The sequence below is a fragment of the Bacillus vallismortis genome, assembly GCF_040784915.1.
GTDB lineage: Bacteria > Bacillota > Bacilli > Bacillales > Bacillaceae > Bacillus > Bacillus subtilis_G.
Genome location: NZ_CP160797.1, coordinates 2665324 through 2682854, shown reverse-complemented (window position 1 = coordinate 2682854; position 17531 = coordinate 2665324). Strand labels below are relative to the sequence as shown.

General features: G+C 44.0%; 21 protein-coding genes. 18 read left to right on the top strand and 3 right to left on the bottom strand.

Translation table 11 applies throughout. From position 1 onward, the window contains the following. Positions 1–14 precede the first annotated feature (14 nt). The 6 genes from aroE to ABZM97_RS13125 are packed head-to-tail and all read left to right on the top strand — an operon-like array spanning position 15 to position 3386. Positions 15–857, top strand: a complete 843-nt coding sequence (aroE, locus tag ABZM97_RS13150) for a shikimate dehydrogenase (RefSeq protein WP_202327125.1) — start codon at positions 15–17, stop codon at positions 855–857. Beyond that, positions 851–1141, top strand: a complete 291-nt coding sequence (gene yhbY, locus ABZM97_RS13145) for a ribosome assembly RNA-binding protein YhbY (RefSeq protein WP_003226133.1) — start codon at positions 851–853, stop codon at positions 1139–1141. The genes aroE and yhbY overlap by 7 nt, the downstream gene beginning before the upstream one ends. Before the next feature lie 11 nt (positions 1142–1152). After that, positions 1153–1722 carry a nicotinate-nucleotide adenylyltransferase gene (locus ABZM97_RS13140; protein ID WP_087990784.1) on the top strand — a complete coding sequence of 190 codons (570 nt, stop codon included), beginning with the start codon at positions 1153–1155 and terminating at the stop codon, positions 1720–1722. After that, complete coding sequence (gene yqeK / locus ABZM97_RS13135; protein WP_087990783.1) at positions 1712–2272, top strand: bis(5'-nucleosyl)-tetraphosphatase (symmetrical) YqeK; 561 nt, start codon at positions 1712–1714, stop codon at positions 2270–2272. Before ABZM97_RS13140 ends, yqeK begins: the two co-directional genes overlap by 11 nt. A 17-nt stretch (positions 2273–2289) precedes the next feature. Continuing rightward, positions 2290–2646 carry a ribosome silencing factor gene (gene rsfS, locus ABZM97_RS13130; protein ID WP_019258939.1) on the top strand — a complete coding sequence of 119 codons (357 nt, stop codon included), beginning with the start codon at positions 2290–2292 and terminating at the stop codon, positions 2644–2646. Further along, positions 2643–3386 (top strand): class I SAM-dependent methyltransferase, encoded by a 744-nt coding sequence (locus ABZM97_RS13125; protein WP_087990782.1) that lies wholly within the window; start codon positions 2643–2645, stop codon positions 3384–3386. Before rsfS ends, ABZM97_RS13125 begins: the two co-directional genes overlap by 4 nt. Before the next feature lie 65 nt (positions 3387–3451). On the opposite strand, the gene comER is transcribed toward ABZM97_RS13125, so the two are convergent. Then, positions 3452–4273, bottom strand: a complete 822-nt coding sequence (comER, locus tag ABZM97_RS13120) for a late competence protein ComER (RefSeq protein ID WP_087990781.1) — start codon at positions 4271–4273, stop codon at positions 3452–3454. Between the two features lie 83 nt (positions 4274–4356). On the opposite strand from comER, the gene ABZM97_RS13115 reads away from it, so the two are divergent. The 3 genes from ABZM97_RS13115 (at position 4357) to ABZM97_RS13105 (ending at position 7926) form a co-directional block, all read left to right on the top strand. After that, entirely contained in the window at positions 4357–4971 is a 615-nt protein-coding gene (locus tag ABZM97_RS13115) for a helix-hairpin-helix domain-containing protein (RefSeq protein WP_202327126.1), read from the top strand. A gap of 66 nt (positions 4972–5037) precedes the next feature. Further along, a complete protein-coding gene (locus ABZM97_RS13110; protein WP_003237106.1) occupies positions 5038–5607 on the top strand; it encodes a ComE operon protein 2 in 570 nt (189 codons plus the stop codon). A gap of 3 nt (positions 5608–5610) precedes the next feature. Further along, positions 5611–7926, top strand: a complete 2316-nt coding sequence (locus tag ABZM97_RS13105; RefSeq protein WP_367386875.1) for a DNA internalization-related competence protein ComEC/Rec2 — start codon at positions 5611–5613, stop codon at positions 7924–7926. Positions 7927–7980: 54 nt separating this feature from the next. Here ABZM97_RS13105 and ABZM97_RS13100 read toward each other — a convergent pair whose 3' ends face one another. Continuing rightward, on the bottom strand, positions 7981–8115 hold the full coding sequence (locus ABZM97_RS13100) for a YqzM family protein (RefSeq protein ID WP_003229983.1): 135 nt from the start codon (positions 8113–8115) through the stop codon (positions 7981–7983). 40 nt (positions 8116–8155) lie between these two features. Between ABZM97_RS13100 and ABZM97_RS13095 the strand changes: the two genes are divergently transcribed. Both ABZM97_RS13095 and holA read left to right on the top strand, forming a co-directional pair. Then, positions 8156–8305, top strand: coding sequence for a hypothetical protein (locus ABZM97_RS13095; RefSeq protein WP_202327128.1), 150 nt, complete (start codon positions 8156–8158; stop codon positions 8303–8305). Between the two features lie 39 nt (positions 8306–8344). Continuing rightward, positions 8345–9388 (top strand): DNA polymerase III subunit delta, encoded by a 1044-nt coding sequence (gene holA / locus ABZM97_RS13090; RefSeq protein ID WP_289347738.1) that lies wholly within the window; start codon positions 8345–8347, stop codon positions 9386–9388. A gap of 14 nt (positions 9389–9402) precedes the next feature. Here the strand turns inward: holA and rpsT are convergent, their stop codons facing one another. Continuing rightward, entirely contained in the window at positions 9403–9669 is a 267-nt protein-coding gene (gene rpsT, locus ABZM97_RS13085; protein ID WP_087990776.1) for a 30S ribosomal protein S20, read from the bottom strand. Between the two features lie 203 nt (positions 9670–9872). On the opposite strand from rpsT, the gene gpr reads away from it, so the two are divergent. The 7 genes from gpr to grpE all read left to right on the top strand — a co-directional run bounded on the left by gpr (position 9873) and on the right by grpE (position 17515). After that, complete coding sequence (gene gpr, locus ABZM97_RS13080; protein WP_289347737.1) at positions 9873–10979, top strand: GPR endopeptidase; 1107 nt, start codon at positions 9873–9875, stop codon at positions 10977–10979. A gap of 62 nt (positions 10980–11041) precedes the next feature. After that, complete coding sequence (gene spoIIP, locus ABZM97_RS13075; RefSeq protein WP_087990774.1) at positions 11042–12247, top strand: spore autolysin SpoIIP; 1206 nt, start codon at positions 11042–11044, stop codon at positions 12245–12247. A 17-nt stretch (positions 12248–12264) separates the two neighbouring features. Next, positions 12265–12603: a YqxA family protein gene (locus ABZM97_RS13070; protein ID WP_087990773.1), complete on the top strand. Its 339-nt coding sequence runs from the start codon at positions 12265–12267 to the stop codon at positions 12601–12603. 133 nt (positions 12604–12736) lie between these two features. Beyond that, entirely contained in the window at positions 12737–14572 is a 1836-nt protein-coding gene (gene lepA, locus ABZM97_RS13065) for a translation elongation factor 4 (protein WP_087990772.1), read from the top strand. A 56-nt stretch (positions 14573–14628) separates the two neighbouring features. Beyond that, a complete protein-coding gene (hemW, locus tag ABZM97_RS13060) occupies positions 14629–15768 on the top strand; it encodes a radical SAM family heme chaperone HemW (protein ID WP_202327131.1) in 1140 nt (379 codons plus the stop codon). An 80-nt stretch (positions 15769–15848) separates the two neighbouring features. Then, positions 15849–16880 (top strand): heat-inducible transcriptional repressor HrcA, encoded by a 1032-nt coding sequence (gene hrcA, locus ABZM97_RS13055; protein ID WP_148962096.1) that lies wholly within the window; start codon positions 15849–15851, stop codon positions 16878–16880. A 71-nt stretch (positions 16881–16951) separates the two neighbouring features. Then, on the top strand, positions 16952–17515 hold the full coding sequence (gene grpE, locus ABZM97_RS13050) for a nucleotide exchange factor GrpE (protein WP_202327133.1): 564 nt from the start codon (positions 16952–16954) through the stop codon (positions 17513–17515). The last annotated feature ends 16 nt before the right edge of the window (positions 17516–17531 follow it).

Sequence of the window (17531 nt, the reverse complement as noted above, 5' to 3'; positions counted from 1 at the left end):
AAGGGGAGAGGAGCATGAAAAAGCTGTACGGAGTTATCGGAAATCCGATTGGCCATTCCATGTCACCTGATATTCATAACGCATCATTGAAAGATCTCGGTCTAGACGGACATTACCATGCTTTCAAGGTAGAAGAGAATGATCTGGAAGATGCGGTAAAAGGAATAAGAGCACTTGGCGTACAAGGAATCAATGTGACTGTTCCGCATAAGGTTTCCATTATGGATTACCTGGATCATATTGATGATAGTGCAAAAGTGATCGGTGCCGTAAATACGGTGAGAAGAGAGGGAGACAAGCTTGTCGGATACAATACCGATGGGGAAGGCTTTGTGAAGTCATTAATGAAGGTACTGGACAAGCCCATCTCTGAACTGTCATTCTTAATGATCGGCGCGGGCGGAGCGGCAAGAGCCATTTTCACAGCAATTGCCCGCAATGTTCCGATAAAGTTTGACATTTGCAACCGGACGTTGGAAAAAGCAAAGCAGCTTACAGAATCCACTCCCTCATTTCAAAATAAAGAAGTGTTAAGCATAAAAGAAGCAGAAGAGCGGCTTGAGCAGTATGATGTGATCATCCATACAACGTCTGTGGGCATGTATCCGAACGTGGAAGATGTGCCGCTTTCATTGCAGTGTGCACAAAGCAGTGCCGTCGTATGCGATATCGTGTATAATCCAATTCAGACGGCTCTTTTAAAAGAAGCAAACCAAAAAGGCCTGAAAACACTAGATGGAGTGGGCATGTTTGTAGAACAGGCAGCATTGTCTTTCCAATTGTGGACTGGACAAGAGCCTGATATTGAAAAAATGAGATCAATTGTTATAGGAAAATTAGGAGGAACAGAATGTTAACAGGTAAACAAAAACGTTTTTTACGTTCAAAAGCGCATCATTTAACGCCGATTTTTCAAGTAGGCAAAGGCGGAGTAAACGACAACATGATTAAACAAATTGCTGAGGCGCTTGAAGCGAGAGAGCTGATTAAAGTCAGCGTTCTTCAGAATTGTGAAGAGGATAAAAACGATGTTGCGGAAGCTCTTGTAAAAGGAAGCCGCTCTCAATTGGTGCAGACAATCGGCAATACGATTGTGTTATATAAGGAATCAAAGGAAAATAAACAAATCGAGCTTCCTTAAAGGTGGTTGAAATGAAGAAAATCGGTATTTTCGGAGGCACGTTTGACCCTCCGCATAACGGCCACCTCTTAATGGCGAATGAGGTGCTGTTTCAGGCGGGGCTTGATGAAATTTGGTTTATGCCCAATCAAATTCCGCCGCATAAACAGAAAGAAAACTATACGGACAGCTTTCATCGTGTGGAAATGCTGAAGCTTGCGATTCAGTCTAATCCGTCCTTTAAGCTGGAGTTGGCTGAAATGGAAAGAGAAGGGCCTTCCTATACGTTTGATACTGTTTCTTTACTGAACCAGCGTTATCCGAATGATCAGCTGTTCTTTATTATCGGTGCTGATATGATTGAATATTTGCCGAAATGGTATAAGCTGGACGAGTTGCTGAACCTCATTCAATTTATTGGAGTAAAGCGCCCCGGTTTTCATGTTGAAACCCCTTATCCGCTTCTCTTTGCAGACGTTCCGGAATTTGAGGTATCATCAACTATGATAAGGGAACGGTTTAAAAGCAAGAAACCCACTGACTACTTAATCCCTGATAAAGTGAAGAAGTATGTAGAGGAGAATGGTTTATATGAATCGTGAGGAGGCACTTGCCTGCGTTAAGCAGCAATTGACCGAACACCGATATATCCACACGATTGGTGTGATGAACACGGCGATCGAACTTGCGGAGCGTTTTGGAGCCAACCCTAAAAAAGCGGAAACAGCGGCTATCTTTCATGATTATGCCAAATTCCGCCCGAAAGAAGAAATGAAACAAATTATTGCGCGAGAAAAAATGCCTTCGCATTTATTGGATCATAATCCGGAGCTGTGGCACGCTCCGGTCGGCGCTTATTTGGTCCAAAGAGAAGCGGGGATTCAAGATGAAGACATTCTTGACGCCATCAGGTATCATACCTCTGGACGGCCTGGCATGACACTTTTAGAAAAAGTGATTTACGTTGCCGATTACATTGAACCAAACCGGGCATTTCCCGGTGTCGATGAGGTGCGTAAACTTGCCGAGACAGATTTGAATCAAGCGCTGATTCAATCCATTAAAAATACAATGATGTTTCTTATGAAAAAAAATCAACCGGTTTTTCCAGACACATTTTCAACGTATAACTGGCTTGTGTCCGGCAACTGAACAGGAGGAATTTGTGAATGAACCAAAAGTCCATTTTAAAGATCGCAGCTGCGGCTTGTGATGATAAACGGGCAGAGGATATTTTAGCACTGGATATGGAAGGCATATCTCTGGTTGCTGATTATTTTCTGATCTGCCACGGGAATTCAGATAAACAGGTGCAGGCGATTGCCCGTGAAATCAAGGATCAGGCTGAAGAAAACGGCATTCAAATCAAAAAGATGGAAGGCTTCGATGAAGCAAGATGGGTGCTCGTTGACCTTGGCGATGTGATTGTGCATGTCTTCCACAAGGATGAAAGAAGCTACTACAATCTGGAAAAACTGTGGGGGGACGCTCCGCTCGCAGATCTTGAGCTTGGAATGAACCAATGATTTACCAAGGCTTTGCAAGCGTGTATGACGAGTTAATGTCGCACGCACCTTACGATCAATGGACAAAGTGGATTGAAGCAGCTCTCCCGGAAAAAGGCCGTATCCTCGATCTGGCATGCGGCACAGGGGAAATCTCAGTCCGGCTTGCCGAAAAAGGCTTCGAGGTCACGGGGATCGACCTCAGTGAGGAAATGCTTGCTTACGCCCAGCAAAAGGTCTCCAGTAACCAGCCGATTCTTTTTCTTCAGCAGGATATGAGAGAGATTACCGGCTTTGACGGCCAGTTTGACGCTGTTGTGATATGCTGTGACTCATTAAATTATTTAAAAACGAAAAATGATGTGATCGAAACCTTCAAAAGTGTATTTCGGGTGTTGAAACCTGAAGGCATGTTGCTATTTGATGTTCATTCATCTTATAAAGTCAGTGAAGTCTTTCCGGATAGCACATTTGCTGACCAGGATGAAGATATCAGCTATATTTGGCAGAGCTTTGCCGGAAGTGAAGAGCTTTCTGTCATTCATGATATGTCGTTTTTTGTGCGGAACGGAGAAGCGTATGACCGTTTTGATGAGACGCATGAGCAAAGAACGTTCCCGGTGGATGAATATGAAGAAATGCTGAGGAACTGCGGCTTTCAGCTGCACGGCGTGACAGCTGATTTTACAGATTCAGAACCAACAACACAATCAGAACGCCTATTTTTCAAGGCGCAGAAATCAAAAACCATCGTTTCCTAAGACGATGGTTTTTTTAAATGCTTTTTTATGCTTTTGCAGTGCAGACAAAAGTATGACATACTCGTCTACACATGAAACTGCTTCTTCACTGCGGAAATATCCTCCTCGTACTTCATATGAGTATTTTGGAATACCCGGTGAAACATATCCTGCACACCGCTTTCCAGCGCTTTAATGCCTTCTCCTGTCACACCGCCTTTAACACAAACCTTTTCCTGTAACGCGGGCAGGGTATACAATTCGGTTTCTAGCAGTTTTCCCATTCCGACAAGCATTTCCTTACACATCAGAATAGCATCCTGTTTGGACACTGATGTTTCCGAAACGGCCGCATCTATAAACCGCTGAATCAGATAGCTCATAAAAGCGGGGCCGCAGCTTACGATATCTGATGCCACCCTCGTGATGTCACTTTCAATTTGCAGCGGATGAGAGATATGCTTCATGAGCTCATTGATTTTCGTTTTTGCAAATTCTCCGCAGCTTGTGCCGAAAGTGACGAGAGAAACGCCTGCCAGCGCTCTGTTTGTAATACTGGGAATTACTCGCGCCACTTGACATGGTACATATTGCTCGAGTTGTTGAGTTTGAACCGGGCTTGTAATTGAAATGAGAATATGGTCCTTTCTTAAATAAGGCGCCGCTCTTGCTAGTAAAGGATATATATCAAGCGGCTTAACACAAATAAAAATCATCTCGTTTTCAGAAACAAGCTTTTCCAGGCTTTCTGTTACGTTTATGCTGTTGTAGCGGTTCTTTATGTGTAACGCTTTTTCAATTGTGCGGTTTGTGATTGTTATGTTTGAGGGATCGGCTGCTTTTGATTCAATAAATGACTCTATAAGGATCGTACCCATATTTCCTGTGCCGATAAAACCAATCTTCAATGATTTCCCCTCCTTTGAGCTATTATCCTCTAAACCATATGTGTGATGAAAATAAATTATGACGAAAGCGGGGAACATGCACGATGAATTGGTTGTATCTGCATAAAAAAGCAATCATTTTAGCGGCTTCTGCAGCTGCTTTCATAGCGGTTATTTTCGTTTTGGCCAGCGGGGAAAACAAAGAGCCGGTGAAGCAGGCTGTATCAACTGAGACAGAAAATACGGAGGTAAAGCAGGAGGCGGTAAAAGACGAGAACGATACCATTGTGATTGATATAAAGGGTGCTGTTCAGCATCCTGGCGTGTATGAAATGCGAACAGGGGACAGAGTATCTCAGGCGATTGAGAAAGCGGGCGGGACCGGTGAACAAGCAGATGAAATGCAAGTGAATTTGGCGGAGCTGCTGCAGGACGGGATAGTGGTGTACATCCCGAAAAAGGGAGAAGAGACAACAATGCAGCAAGGATTCGGAGGCGCTGTGAAAAGCGATGGAGGGAAGGAAGCACCGGTAAATATCAATACAGCAACCTTAGAGGAATTACAAGGCATCTCAGGGGTGGGGCCATCAAAGGCTGAAGCTATTATTGCATTCCGGGAAGAAAACGGGCGTTTCCAGACAATTGAAGAGCTCACTAAGGTTTCAGGAATCGGGGAGAAGTCGCTTGAGAAAATAAAGTCTTCCATTACAGTAAAGTGATTTGACGCTCATGCATAATGATAGGTAAACTAAAGGTCAGGCAACACAACATTTGGAGGGAACAACGTGGAACGAATTTCATGGAATCAATACTTTATGGCTCAAAGCCATTTACTGGCGCTGCGCAGCACCTGCCCAAGATTGTCTGTCGGCGCTACTATAGTCAGAGACAAACGCATGATTGCAGGAGGATATAATGGGTCAATCGCGGGCGGCGTGCATTGCGCAGACGAAGGCTGCCTTATGATAGATGACCATTGCGCAAGAACGATTCACGCTGAAATGAATGCGATTCTGCAATGCTCTAAGTTCGGGGTGCCGACTGATGGAGCGGAGATTTATGTGACGCATTATCCGTGCATTCAATGCTGTAAATCTATCATTCAAGCGGGTATCAAAACGGTTTATTATGCTGAGGATTACAAAACGAATCCGTACGCACAGGAATTATTTGAACAGGCGGGTGTAACTGTTGAACAGGTTGAACTCGATGAAATGATCGTTGATCTGAAAAACAGGGAAAAGCTTTCATTTGTAGCGGGTCTTTTAGAGAAACTGGCGGATGCGGGTCTTGCAGAGGAAGATTTGAAAAAGATACATGAACAGGCGAATACACTCTTCACGAGCTACGTGTGATGAATGCGTAATTCGCGTTTGTTATTGCCTTTGGCGGCAGCTTCAGCAACGGCTGGAATTACTGCCGCCGCTTATTTCTCCGCTGTTTTTCTTTTCTTCCTCTTTCTCCTCATCATTTTAATCAAAACGAGACACGCTGTTCTCATTTTGGTTTGTTTCTTCTCTTTTATATTGTTTTTTTCACTGTATGCAGTCGCAGATTCCAAGAATGTCTCTGTATATCAGCGGGGCACCTATCAAGCCAAGGCAGTAATTGACAGTATTCCAAAAATTGACGGCGACCGTATGTCTATGGTGGTTAAGACGCCTGATGGCGAAAAATGGGCCGCTTCGTACCGCATTCAGTCTGCTGAAGAAAAAGATCAGCTGTCATATCTAAAGCCAGGAATGGCATGTGAATGGACTGGTGCGTTGGAAGAACCTAAACACGCAACCGTGCCGGGCGCATTTGATTATAACGAATATCTTTACCGGCAGCATATTCACTGGAACTATTCTGTTACATCTATTCAAAAGTGCAGCGAACCTGTAAATGTCAGTTATAAACTGCTCAGTTTAAGAAAAGACATCGTGTCATTCACAAACAGCCTGCTGCCTCCTGATTCGGCAGGAATCGTACAAGCTCTTATAGTAGGAGACAGATTTTACGTGGAAGCCGAGGTGCTTAACGCGTATCAAAAGCTTGGTGTCATCCATCTCTTGGCGATTTCAGGACTCCACGTCGGCATTTTGACAGCCGGCTTGTTTTATATCATGATCCGTATTGGGATAACAAGAGAAAAGGCGTCAATCCTGTTGCTGTTATTTCTGCCGCTCTATGTGATGTTGACAGGCGCTGCTCCTTCAGTGCTGCGCGCCGCTCTGATGTCGGGTATTTACTTAGCTGGAAGTCTCGTTAAATGGCGTGTACATGCTGCGGGGGCAATCTGCACTTCATACATCGTCCTCTTGCTCTTCAATCCTTACCATCTCTTTGAAGCCGGTTTTCAGCTGTCATTCGCCGTGAGTTTTTCTTTAATTCTATCTTCTTCTATTTTTCAGCATGTTAAAACCTCTTTAGGTCAGCTGACAATGGTATCACTGATTGCTCAGCTGGGTTCACTTCCCATTCTCCTGCATCATTTCCAGCAGTTTTCTATGATCAGCGTACTGATGAACATGGTGCTTGTTCCTATTTATACATTCTGTGTTTTGCCGGGGACTATAGCAGGTGTTTTTTTATTAATCCTTTCCGCTTCGGCTGGCCGATGGTTCTTCAGCTGGTTTGATTTCTTGATGAGCTGGACCAACAGGCTGATCACAAGAATCGCAGATATTGATGTATTGACAATCATCATTGCACGTCCTGCGCCTATTCTGCTCTTTTTATTCACGGTCACAATCATTCTAATGTTTATGGCAATTGAAAAACGCTCTTTTTCTCAGCTGATGGTAACTGGCGGCATTTGCTGCGCGATGTTCTGTCTTCTCTTTATATATCCTTGTCTTAGTTCTGAAGGAGAGGTCGATATGATTGATATTGGGCAGGGTGACAGCATGTATGTAGGTGCTCCGCATCAGCGGGGGCATGTTTTAATTGATACTGGCGGCACTTTGTCTTATTCGTCAGAGCCTTGGCGGGAAAAACAGCATCCGTTTTCACTCGGGGAAAAGGTGCTGATTCCGTTTTTAACCGCTAAGGGGGTCAAACAGCTTGATGCGTTAATTCTCACGCATGCTGACCAAGATCATATCGGAGAGGCGGAGACTCTGCTGAAGCATCATAAAGTGAAGCGCCTCGTGATTCCGAAAGGGTTTGTTTCTGAACCGAAGGATGAGAAAGTGCTGCAGGCAGCCAGAGAGGAGGGAGTGCCAATTGAAGAGGTGAAGCGAGGTGATGTGTTGCAAATAAAGGATTTACAGTTCTATGTACTGTCACCGGAAGGACCTGATCCGGCAAGCAAAAATAATTCTTCTCTCGTTCTGTGGATGAAAACGGGCGGTATGAGCTGGATCTTGACAGGTGACCTGGAGAAAGAAGGGGAACAGGAAGTTATAAGCGTGTTTCCGAATCTAAAAACAGACGTGTTAAAGGTGGGGCACCATGGAAGCAAAGGCTCTACCGGTGAAGATTTCATCAAACAGATTCAGCCGGAAACGGCCATTATCTCAGCAGGTGAAAACAATCGGTACCATCATCCCCATCAAGAAGTTCTGCAAATATTACAGAGACATCCCATCCGCGTGCTGCGCACCGATCAAAGCGGAACGATCCAATATAGATATAAAAACAGAGTTGGAACCTTTTCTGTCTATCCCCCATATGATACATCAGAATAACAGAGACGAACTAAAAAAAGACTGCCGAGAAATCAGCAGCCCGGGCAGTCGCTGTTATGAACCAACCAGGTGAATAACCGTTGCCATGACAAACAAGAAGGCGAAAAATCCGAAGGACACAACAAAACCAACAGCTGAATCTACAGCATCATTTCGTTTGCTTTGAACGTTTTTTTCAAAATCATTCAATTTAATCCCTCCTGACTGATTTAAGTATAATGGAATTGTTTTGAAAAATCTAGAAGCTAAGGTAACGTTTTCTGTTCTGGTGATTATCGCCTTTTTACAAGCTGTCCCGGGGGCTTGCGATCAGGCGTTTAATATAAATGGGGAAGCAGCAGTCAGGCTTCCTCTTTACTATTTTGTAAACTCAATTTAGGATAGAAGGGGATGATGAAAGAGAGGAAGTCGTACAACAATGGTATTTGATGTGTGGAAAAACCTGAGAAAAGGAGATGTCCATCCGGTTTATTGTTTATACGGAAAAGAGACGTATCTGCTGCAGGAAACCGTTAGCAGGATCAGACAGGCGGTCATTGATCAGGAAACAAAGGATTTCAATCTATCCGTTTTTGATCTGGAAGAGGAACCGCTGGACAAAGCAATTGCAGATGCTGAAACGTTTCCGTTTATGGGGGAGCGGCGTCTTGTTATTGTGAAAAATCCATATTTTTTAACAGGTGAAAAGAAAAAAGAAAAAATTGAGCATAACGTCAGCGCGCTTGAATCATATTTACAATCGCCTGCGCCTTATACGGTCTTTGTCCTGCTTGCCCCGTATGAAAAGCTGGATGAGCGGAAAAAACTGACGAAAGCATTAAAGAAGCACGCGTTTATGATGGAGGCAAAGGAATTAAACGCAAAGGAGACGACAGATTTTACTGTCAACCTTGCAAAAACCGAGCAGAAAACAATCGGCACTGAAGCGGCGGAGCATTTGGTTCTGCTTGTGAATGGACATCTGTCATCGATTTTTCAGGAGATTCAGAAGCTCTGCACGTTTATTGGAGATCGTGAAGAAATTACGCTGGATGATGTGAAAATGCTTGTAGCGAGAAGCCTTGAACAAAATATATTTGAGCTGATCAATAAAATCGTCAACCGGAAACGAACAGAAAGCCTGCAAATTTTTTATGATTTGCTCAAACAAAATGAAGAACCGATCAAAATCATGGCGCTTATTTCGAATCAGTTCCGGCTGATTCTGCAAACAAAGTATTTCGCGGAACAAGGCTACGGACAAAAGCAAATCGCTTCTAATTTAAAAGTCCATCCATTCCGGGTAAAGCTGGCGATGGATCAAGCAAGGCTTTTTTCAGAGGCCGAGCTCCGGTCAATTATTGAACAGCTTGCCGTCATGGACTACGAGATGAAAACAGGGAAAAAGGACAAGCAGCTCCTGCTCGAACTGTTCCTTTTACAGTTGTTAAAAAGAAATGAAAAAAACGATCCCCATGATTGAGGATCGTTTTTATATTATGCAGAAAGTCCGTTCACTTTTTTCGCTAATCTTGATTTGTAACGAGATGCGGTATTTTTGTGTACAAGACCTGTTTTCACTGCTTTATCAATACGTTTAGCTGCTTCAGTAAGAGCAGTTTTCGCTTTGTCGGCTTCATTGTTAGCAACAGAAGCTTCAACTTGTTTGATTGCAGTACGCATAGCAGATTTGATTGTCGCGTTATGAACGCGGCGTTCGTTGTTTGTTTTTGTACGTTTAATCGCTGATTTAATGTTTGGCATGTGTTTCACCTCCTAAGATACAACCTGTAGCACAGTGTCTTAAGGTTAAATCTTCTTCACAATAGAACAAATTGTATTCTATCAAACACACCTTTAGATTGCAATATAAATGTAAAGTATTTTTAATTGAAGGATCTCTTTTTAGCATGATTCATTCAGCAAATGGCAACAATATAGGTACTGAATGTGAAGGAGGCCCCTCTATGAAAAAGAGTGAACTGGATGTTAATCAGTATTTGATACGTACCGATTTAGCTGTTGAAACGAAGGAAGCGATGGCCAATCAGCAGGCTGTGCCGGCAAAAGAAATTAAAGGTTTTATTGAAAAAGAACGCGATCGCGGCGGCATTAAAATCCGCACTGTTGATATTACCAAGGAAGGCGCGGAGCTCTCAGGAAAAAAAGAAGGTCGCTATTTAACGCTTGAGGCGCAAGGAATCAGAGAGAATGATTCGGAAATGCAGGAAAAGGTCTCTGCTGTCTTCGCGGAGGAATTTTCGGCTTTCCTTGAAAGCCTTAATATCTCAAAAGATGCGAGCTGTTTGATCGTCGGGCTCGGCAACTGGAACGTCACCCCTGACGCGCTGGGTCCGATGGCTGTAGAAAATCTATTGGTCACAAGGCACTTGTTTAAGCTTCAGCCGGAAAACGTGCAGGAGGGCTACAGACCTGTCAGCGCATTTGCGCCTGGTGTTATGGGGATTACGGGAATCGAAACAAGCGACATTATTAAAGGTGTGATTGAGCAATCGAAGCCTGATTTTGTCATTGCCATTGATGCATTGGCGGCACGGGCGGTGGAAAGGGTTAACACAACCATTCAAATATCGGACACAGGCATTCACCCGGGATCTGGTGTGGGGAATAAACGAAAAGATTTAAGCAAAGACACGCTTGGCGTACCGGTGATTGCAATCGGAGTGCCGACAGTCGTTGACGCGGTGACGATTGCCAGCGACACGGTGGACTACATATTAAAACACTTTGGAAGAGAAATGAAAGATGACAGGCCGTCAAGATCTCTTGTTCCGGCAGGCATGACGTTTGGGAAAAAGAAAGTGCTCACTGAAGAAGATCTTCCCGATCAAAAGCAGCGTCAATCATTTCTCGGAATTGTTGGTACCCTTGGAGAGGATGAAAAACGGCAGCTCATTCACGAGGTGCTTTCACCTTTAGGGCACAACTTAATGGTTACGCCGAAGGAAGTTGATTCATTCATCGACGATATGGCAAATGTGCTGGCGAACGGATTAAACACAGCGCTTCATGAAAAAGTGTCACAAGAAAACAAAGGCTCCTACAATCACTAAACGGTTCTACTTCCTCTAGCTTGTTCATAGAGTTATTACTAGACAAGCGCTGGAGGGATTCAATGAGAAATAAACGCAGAAACAGACAAATTGTTGTTGCGGTAAATGGCGGGAAAGCGGTAAAAGCCATCTTTCTATTTATCGTAAGCCTTATCGTGATTTTTGTTCTATCCGGTGTGCTGACGTCTCTCCGGCCTGAACTCAGGCCGTCGTCTGACTCTTTTTACGGGATTACTGAAGAAATGCCGGGTGACGTGTTTGCACACTTGCTGCGGATGGAGAACCATTATTTCGCTTCTGACCTTTCTCAAACCGACAGCTCATTTCATCTTTCGCGTCTTTCTTTAAAGCTGGCGACAAGCATCAACCTCGAAGATCCGCGGAGCTTTCTCGGCCGGGAGCTGCCGGGGTTTGCACAATTTGATACCGAGATTCTGTTAGCTGGACAAGGCACGGATTATACGAATATGCCGGCGGAATCGCCGCCGCCGTCTAAGGTGATGGAGGAAGAAAGAGAAGCGAACTTGGCAGAGATTGAAAAACAGCAAACACAATCAGATCGTGCGAAAAAAGATCCGCCGAAACAAACAACCGGTGATAAAAAGGTTGTTTTTATCTATCACACGCACAACACGGAATCATATCTCCCTCTATTAAAAGGCGAGACTGATCCTGATATGGCACGCCATTCTAAAGCCAACGTCACGCTCGTAGGAGCTATGTTCGGAAAGGCGCTTGAATCCCAAGGCATTGGAGCCACAGTGAATAAAACCGATATACAGGCAAAACTGAACAAAAAAGGCTTAAACTATGCCAGATCGTATGATGAATCAAGGCCGGTCGTCAAAGAGGCGCTCGGGTCAAACAAAAATCTGCAATATATCATTGATATCCATAGAGATTCACGGCGAAAGAAAGATACGACGGCAACGATTAAAGGGAAAAGCTATGCCCGGGTGGCCTTTGTCGTCGGCAAAAAAAGCAAAAATTTCGAAGAAAACTATAAAATTGCAAGCGAGCTCCATAAGCTGATGGAGAAAAAATACCCTGGACTCAGCACAGGTGTTTTTTCGAAAGGCTCGCCGGGCGATAATGGTGTATATAATCAGGATTTAACCGACAGAGCGCTTTTGCTCGAATTCGGCGGAGTAGATAATAATCTCGAGGAGCTGCAGCGTGCGGCTGACGCCGCCGCAGACGTATTCAGCGAAATGTACTGGGATGCTGAAAAGGTCAACGCGGAGAGCGGCGAGACGAAAAAACAATAAGAAATAGGTGGTTTGATTTGATTGCTTACTTTGGCAAATGCTTGCTGCTTGTCACAATCATGTTTTTAGGCGTGCTGTTCGGCATGCAGCAGGCGAATAACGGAATGCTGAGTATGAAAGGCTATCAAGACCCTTCACTTAAGGGTGCGTTTACGCTCACCGACGGAAAAAATAATGAAAAAGAAGCTTCGATCTTAGGAGAAACAGTCACGGCGAAAGATTTAGAAGAAAAACAAAAAGAGCTGGAACAGGTGGAAACGTTCAATATGTTCTCTAAAGCCGGAAAAGCGCTTTCGAACACCGTAACCAACACTGCCCAGTCGATGTATGAATGGATACGTGATATGAATCAATAGGTGTGTGAAAGAGAAAAGCAGCCCAAGATTAACAGGGAACTTTTCTCTTTCTTGTTTTACATTGAATCTTAACAATCCTATTGATATAATCTAAGCTAGTGTATTTTGCGTTTAATAGTAGGAGTGATAGATTGTGACAGATAAAGAAAAGCGTTTAGAGAGGCAGTCGAGAATACGGAATTTCTCTATCATTGCCCATATTGACCACGGAAAATCGACCTTAGCGGATCGTATTTTAGAAAAAACGTCGGCAATCACTCAACGAGAAATGAAAGAACAATTGCTCGATTCTATGGATCTTGAACGTGAACGGGGCATAACCATTAAGTTAAACTCTGTTCAGCTTAAATACAAAGCAAAAGACGGAGAAGAATATATTTTCCATCTGATTGATACGCCGGGACATGTCGATTTCACATACGAAGTATCCCGAAGTCTTGCTGCCTGCGAAGGAGCGATTCTTGTTGTGGATGCGGCGCAGGGAATTGAAGCGCAGACGCTTGCCAACGTTTACTTAGCGCTTGACAATGACCTTGAAATTCTGCCGGTCATTAACAAAATCGATCTCCCGAGCGCAGAGCCTGAACGTGTGCGCCAAGAGGTAGAGGACGTTATCGGTCTTGACGCATCAGAAGCCGTGCTTGCTTCAGCAAAAGCCGGTATCGGGATTGAGGAGATTTTAGAACAGATCGTAGAAAAGGTGCCGGCACCGACTGGAGATCCGGAGGCGCCGCTTAAAGCGCTGATCTTCGACTCGCTTTATGACGCTTATCGGGGTGTCGTGGCTTATATCAGAGTCGTTGAAGGAACGGTAAAGCCGGGGCAAAAAATCAAAATGATGGCAACCGGCAAAGAATTTGAAGTGACAGAAGTCGGTGTATTTACGCCAAAAGCTACTCCGACAGATGAACTGACGGTCGGAGATGTAGGCTTTTTAACTGCTGCGATCAAAAATGTCGGTGACACACGTGTCGGTGACACGATAACAAGCGCTGCCAATCCTGCAGACGAAGCGCTGCCGGGATACCGCAAGCTCAACCCGATGGTGTACTGCGGCCTTTATCCGATTGATACGGCCAAATACAATGATTTAAGAGAAGCCCTTGAAAAGCTTGAGCTGAATGATTCCTCCCTTCAGTATGAAGCGGAAACGTCACAGGCGCTTGGATTCGGATTCCGTTGCGGATTTTTAGGCATGCTTCACATGGAAATCATTCAGGAACGGATAGAGCGTGAGTTCAAAATCGACTTGATTACAACAGCGCCGAGTGTTATCTACGATGTATATATGACAGACGGCGAAAAGGTTGTTGTTGACAACCCGTCCAACATGCCTGATCCTCAAAAGATCGAAAGGATCGAGGAACCGTATGTTAAAGCGACAATGATGGTGCCGAATGATTTTGTCGGCGCTGTTATGGAACTTTGCCAAGGAAAACGAGGCAATTTTATTGATATGCAATATTTAGACGCAAACCGTGTCAGCATTGTCTATGATATGCCTTTAGCGGAAATCGTCTATGAGTTTTTTGACCAGCTTAAATCAAGCACAAAAGGCTACGCGTCCTTTGACTATGAGCTGATCGGCTACAAACCGTCTCAGCTCGTCAAAATGGACATTATGCTGAACGGAGAAAAAATCGACGCCCTTTCCTTTATCGTGCACCGGGATTACGCGTATGAACGAGGAAAAGTGATCGTTGAGAAGCTGAAAGAGCTCATTCCGCGTCAGCACTTTGAAGTACCGATTCAAGCGGCGATCGGCCAGAAAATCGTAGCGCGTTCTACGATTAAAGCGATGCGTAAAAACGTATTGGCTAAGTGTTACGGCGGAGACATCTCGCGAAAACGGAAGCTTCTTGAAAAACAAAAAGAAGGAAAACGCCGAATGAAGCAGGTCGGCTCAGTTGAAGTGCCGCAAGAAGCATTTATGGCGGTCCTGAAAATGGACGACAGCCCGAAAAAATAAATAGAAGCCGCCGCAGTCCTGTACTGCGGCTTCTTTCTGTAAAGAAGGTGAATTCATTGAAATCAGCCTATATCCATATCCCATTCTGTGAGCACATTTGCCACTACTGTGATTTCAATAAATATTTTATTCAAAGCCAGCCTGTAGACGAGTATTTAAACGCGCTCGAACAGGAAATGATAAATACAATTGCAAAAACAGGGCAGCCTGACCTCAAAACCATCTTTATCGGAGGAGGCACGCCGACCTCTCTGTCTGAGGAACAGCTTAAAAAACTGATGGACATCATCATCCGAGTGCTGAAGCCCTCAAGCGCATTATCGGAATTTGCGGTTGAAGCGAATCCGGACGACCTGTCCGCAGCGAAATTAAAAATATTAAAAGAAGCAGGCGTGAATCGCCTCAGCTTCGGTGTCCAAACGTTCGAAGACGACTTGTTAGAAAAAATCGGCCGAGTGCACAAACAAAAAGATGTATTTGCCTCTTTTGAAAGGGCGCGGGAAATCGGTTTTGACAATATCAGTCTTGATTTAATGTTCGGACTCCCGGGACAAGCCCTCAAGCATCTGGATCATTCCTTAGACACTGCTTTATCGCTGGATGCTGAGCATTATTCGGTGTACTCCCTCATTGTAGAACCGAAAACGGTATTTTATAATCTCATGCAAAAAGGGCGGCTTCATCTTCCGCCGCAGGAGCAGGAAGCCGAAATGTATGAAATGGTGATGGGCCGGATGGAAGCTCACGGCATTCATCAGTATGAAATCAGCAACTTTGCCAAGCAAGGCATGGAATCAAAGCACAATCTGACGTATTGGAGCAACGAGGAATATTTCGGATTTGGAGCCGGGGCCCACGGATATATCGGCGGCACACGCAATGTAAACGTCGGACCTGTCAAACATTACATTGACCTGATAGCTGAAAAAGGCTTTCCATACAGAGATACTCATGTAGTGACAACAGAAGAGCAAATTGAAGAAGAAATGTTTTTGGGCTTGAGAAAAACAGCCGGAGTCAGCAAAAAACGATTTGCAGAAAAATACGGCCGTTCCCTTGATGAACTGTTCCCAAGCGTATTAACAGACCTCGTAGAAAAAGGGCTGATGCATCATTCGGAGTCTGCCGTTTACTTGACTCATCAGGGGAAATTATTAGGTAATGAAGTTTTTGGCGCTTTTTTGGGTGAGTTATAATTGACATTTTTCTTGTGGTTTGATACTTTTGTTATAGAATTAGCACTCACTTATTGAGAGTGCTAACAGAGGTGATGATGATGTTAACAAATCGTCAGCTGCTGATCCTTCAGGTCATTATAAATGATTTTATTAAATCGGCGCAGCCGGTAGGGTCAAGAACTCTTTCGAAAAAAGATGAAATCACATTTAGCTCTGCAACAATAAGAAACGAGATGGCTGACTTGGAAGAATTGGGCTTCATAGAAAAAACCCATTCATCCTCAGGACGTGTTCCGTCAGAAAAAGGGTACCGGTACTATGTTGACCATTTGCTGTCACCCGTCAAATTGACAAAAAGCGACATGGACCAAATCCACTCGATCTTTAAAGAGAAAATTTTCGAGCTGGAAAAGACAGTTCAAAAATCAGCGCAAATTTTGTCCGATTTAACGAATTATACATCCATCGTGCTCGGGCCGAAGCTGAGTGAGAATTACCTTAAACAGATTCAAATCATACCGATTCAGCCTGATAAGGCGGTAGCAATTCTTGTTACCAATACAGGGCACGTGGAAAACAAAACGATTAATTTTCCAGCCAAAATGGATCTGTCTGATATTGAAAAACTGGTGAATATACTGAACAGCCGTTTAAGCGGCGTTCCAATGGATGAACTGAATGAGCACATATTTAAGGAAGTCGTCATGTATTTAAGACAGCACATTAAGAACTATGACAATATACTTGACGCGCTTCGTTCAACATTTCATTCTACGAGCCACGTTGAAAAATTGTTTTTTGGCGGAAAAATCAATATGCTGAACCAGCCGGAGTTCCATGATATCACCAGAGTGCGATCGTTGCTCACATTAATCGAAAAAGAACAGGATGTTTTAAAGCTGGTTCAATCCCCGCACACGGGAATTTCGATTAAAATCGGGAAAGAAAACGACTATGAAGAGATGGAAAACTGCAGTCTGATTACGGCTTCTTATTCTGTTGATCAGAAGCAGATCGGCTCAATTGCGATCATCGGCCCGACCCGCATGAATTATTCCAGGGTTGTCAGTCTGCTTCAGCATGTGACTTCGGACTTGTCAAAAGCATTGACAAGTTTGTATGATGAATAAGGGAATTTTGGCAAATTTTATCGAAGGGCAGCACCCGCCCTTCTTCTTACACTTTGAGGGAGGTGAACACAATGTCAGAAGAAAAACAAACCATTGAACAAAACGAAATAGAAGAGCAAGAAGTCATTGAGGAACAAGCTGCTGCTGAAGAACAGCAGAAAGAAACAAATGAAAGCGAACTTCTTCAAAATCAAATGAACGAATTGCAAGGTTTGCTTGAGGAAAAAGAAAACAAACTTTTGCGTGTTCAAGCAGACTTTGAAAATTATAAACGACGCAGCCGTTTAGAAATGGAAGCGTCCCAAAAATACCGTTCTCAAAATATCGTCGCTGATTTGCTGCCGGCTCTTGACAGCTTTGAAAGAGCGCTGCAGGTTGAAGCCGACAATGAACAGACGAAAAGTTTGCTTCAGGGAATGGAAATGGTCCACCGTCAGCTCGTAGAAGCCTTGAAAAAAGAAGGCGTGGAAGCCATCGAAGCTGTAGGGCAGGAATTTGATCCTAATCTGCACCAAGCCGTTATGCAGGCGGAAGATGAAAATTACGGCTCCAACATTGTTGTTGAAGAAATGCAAAAAGGTTATAAGCTGAAGGATCGCGTCATTCGCCCTTCCATGGTCAAAGTGAATCAATAATTACATAGCAGGAGGT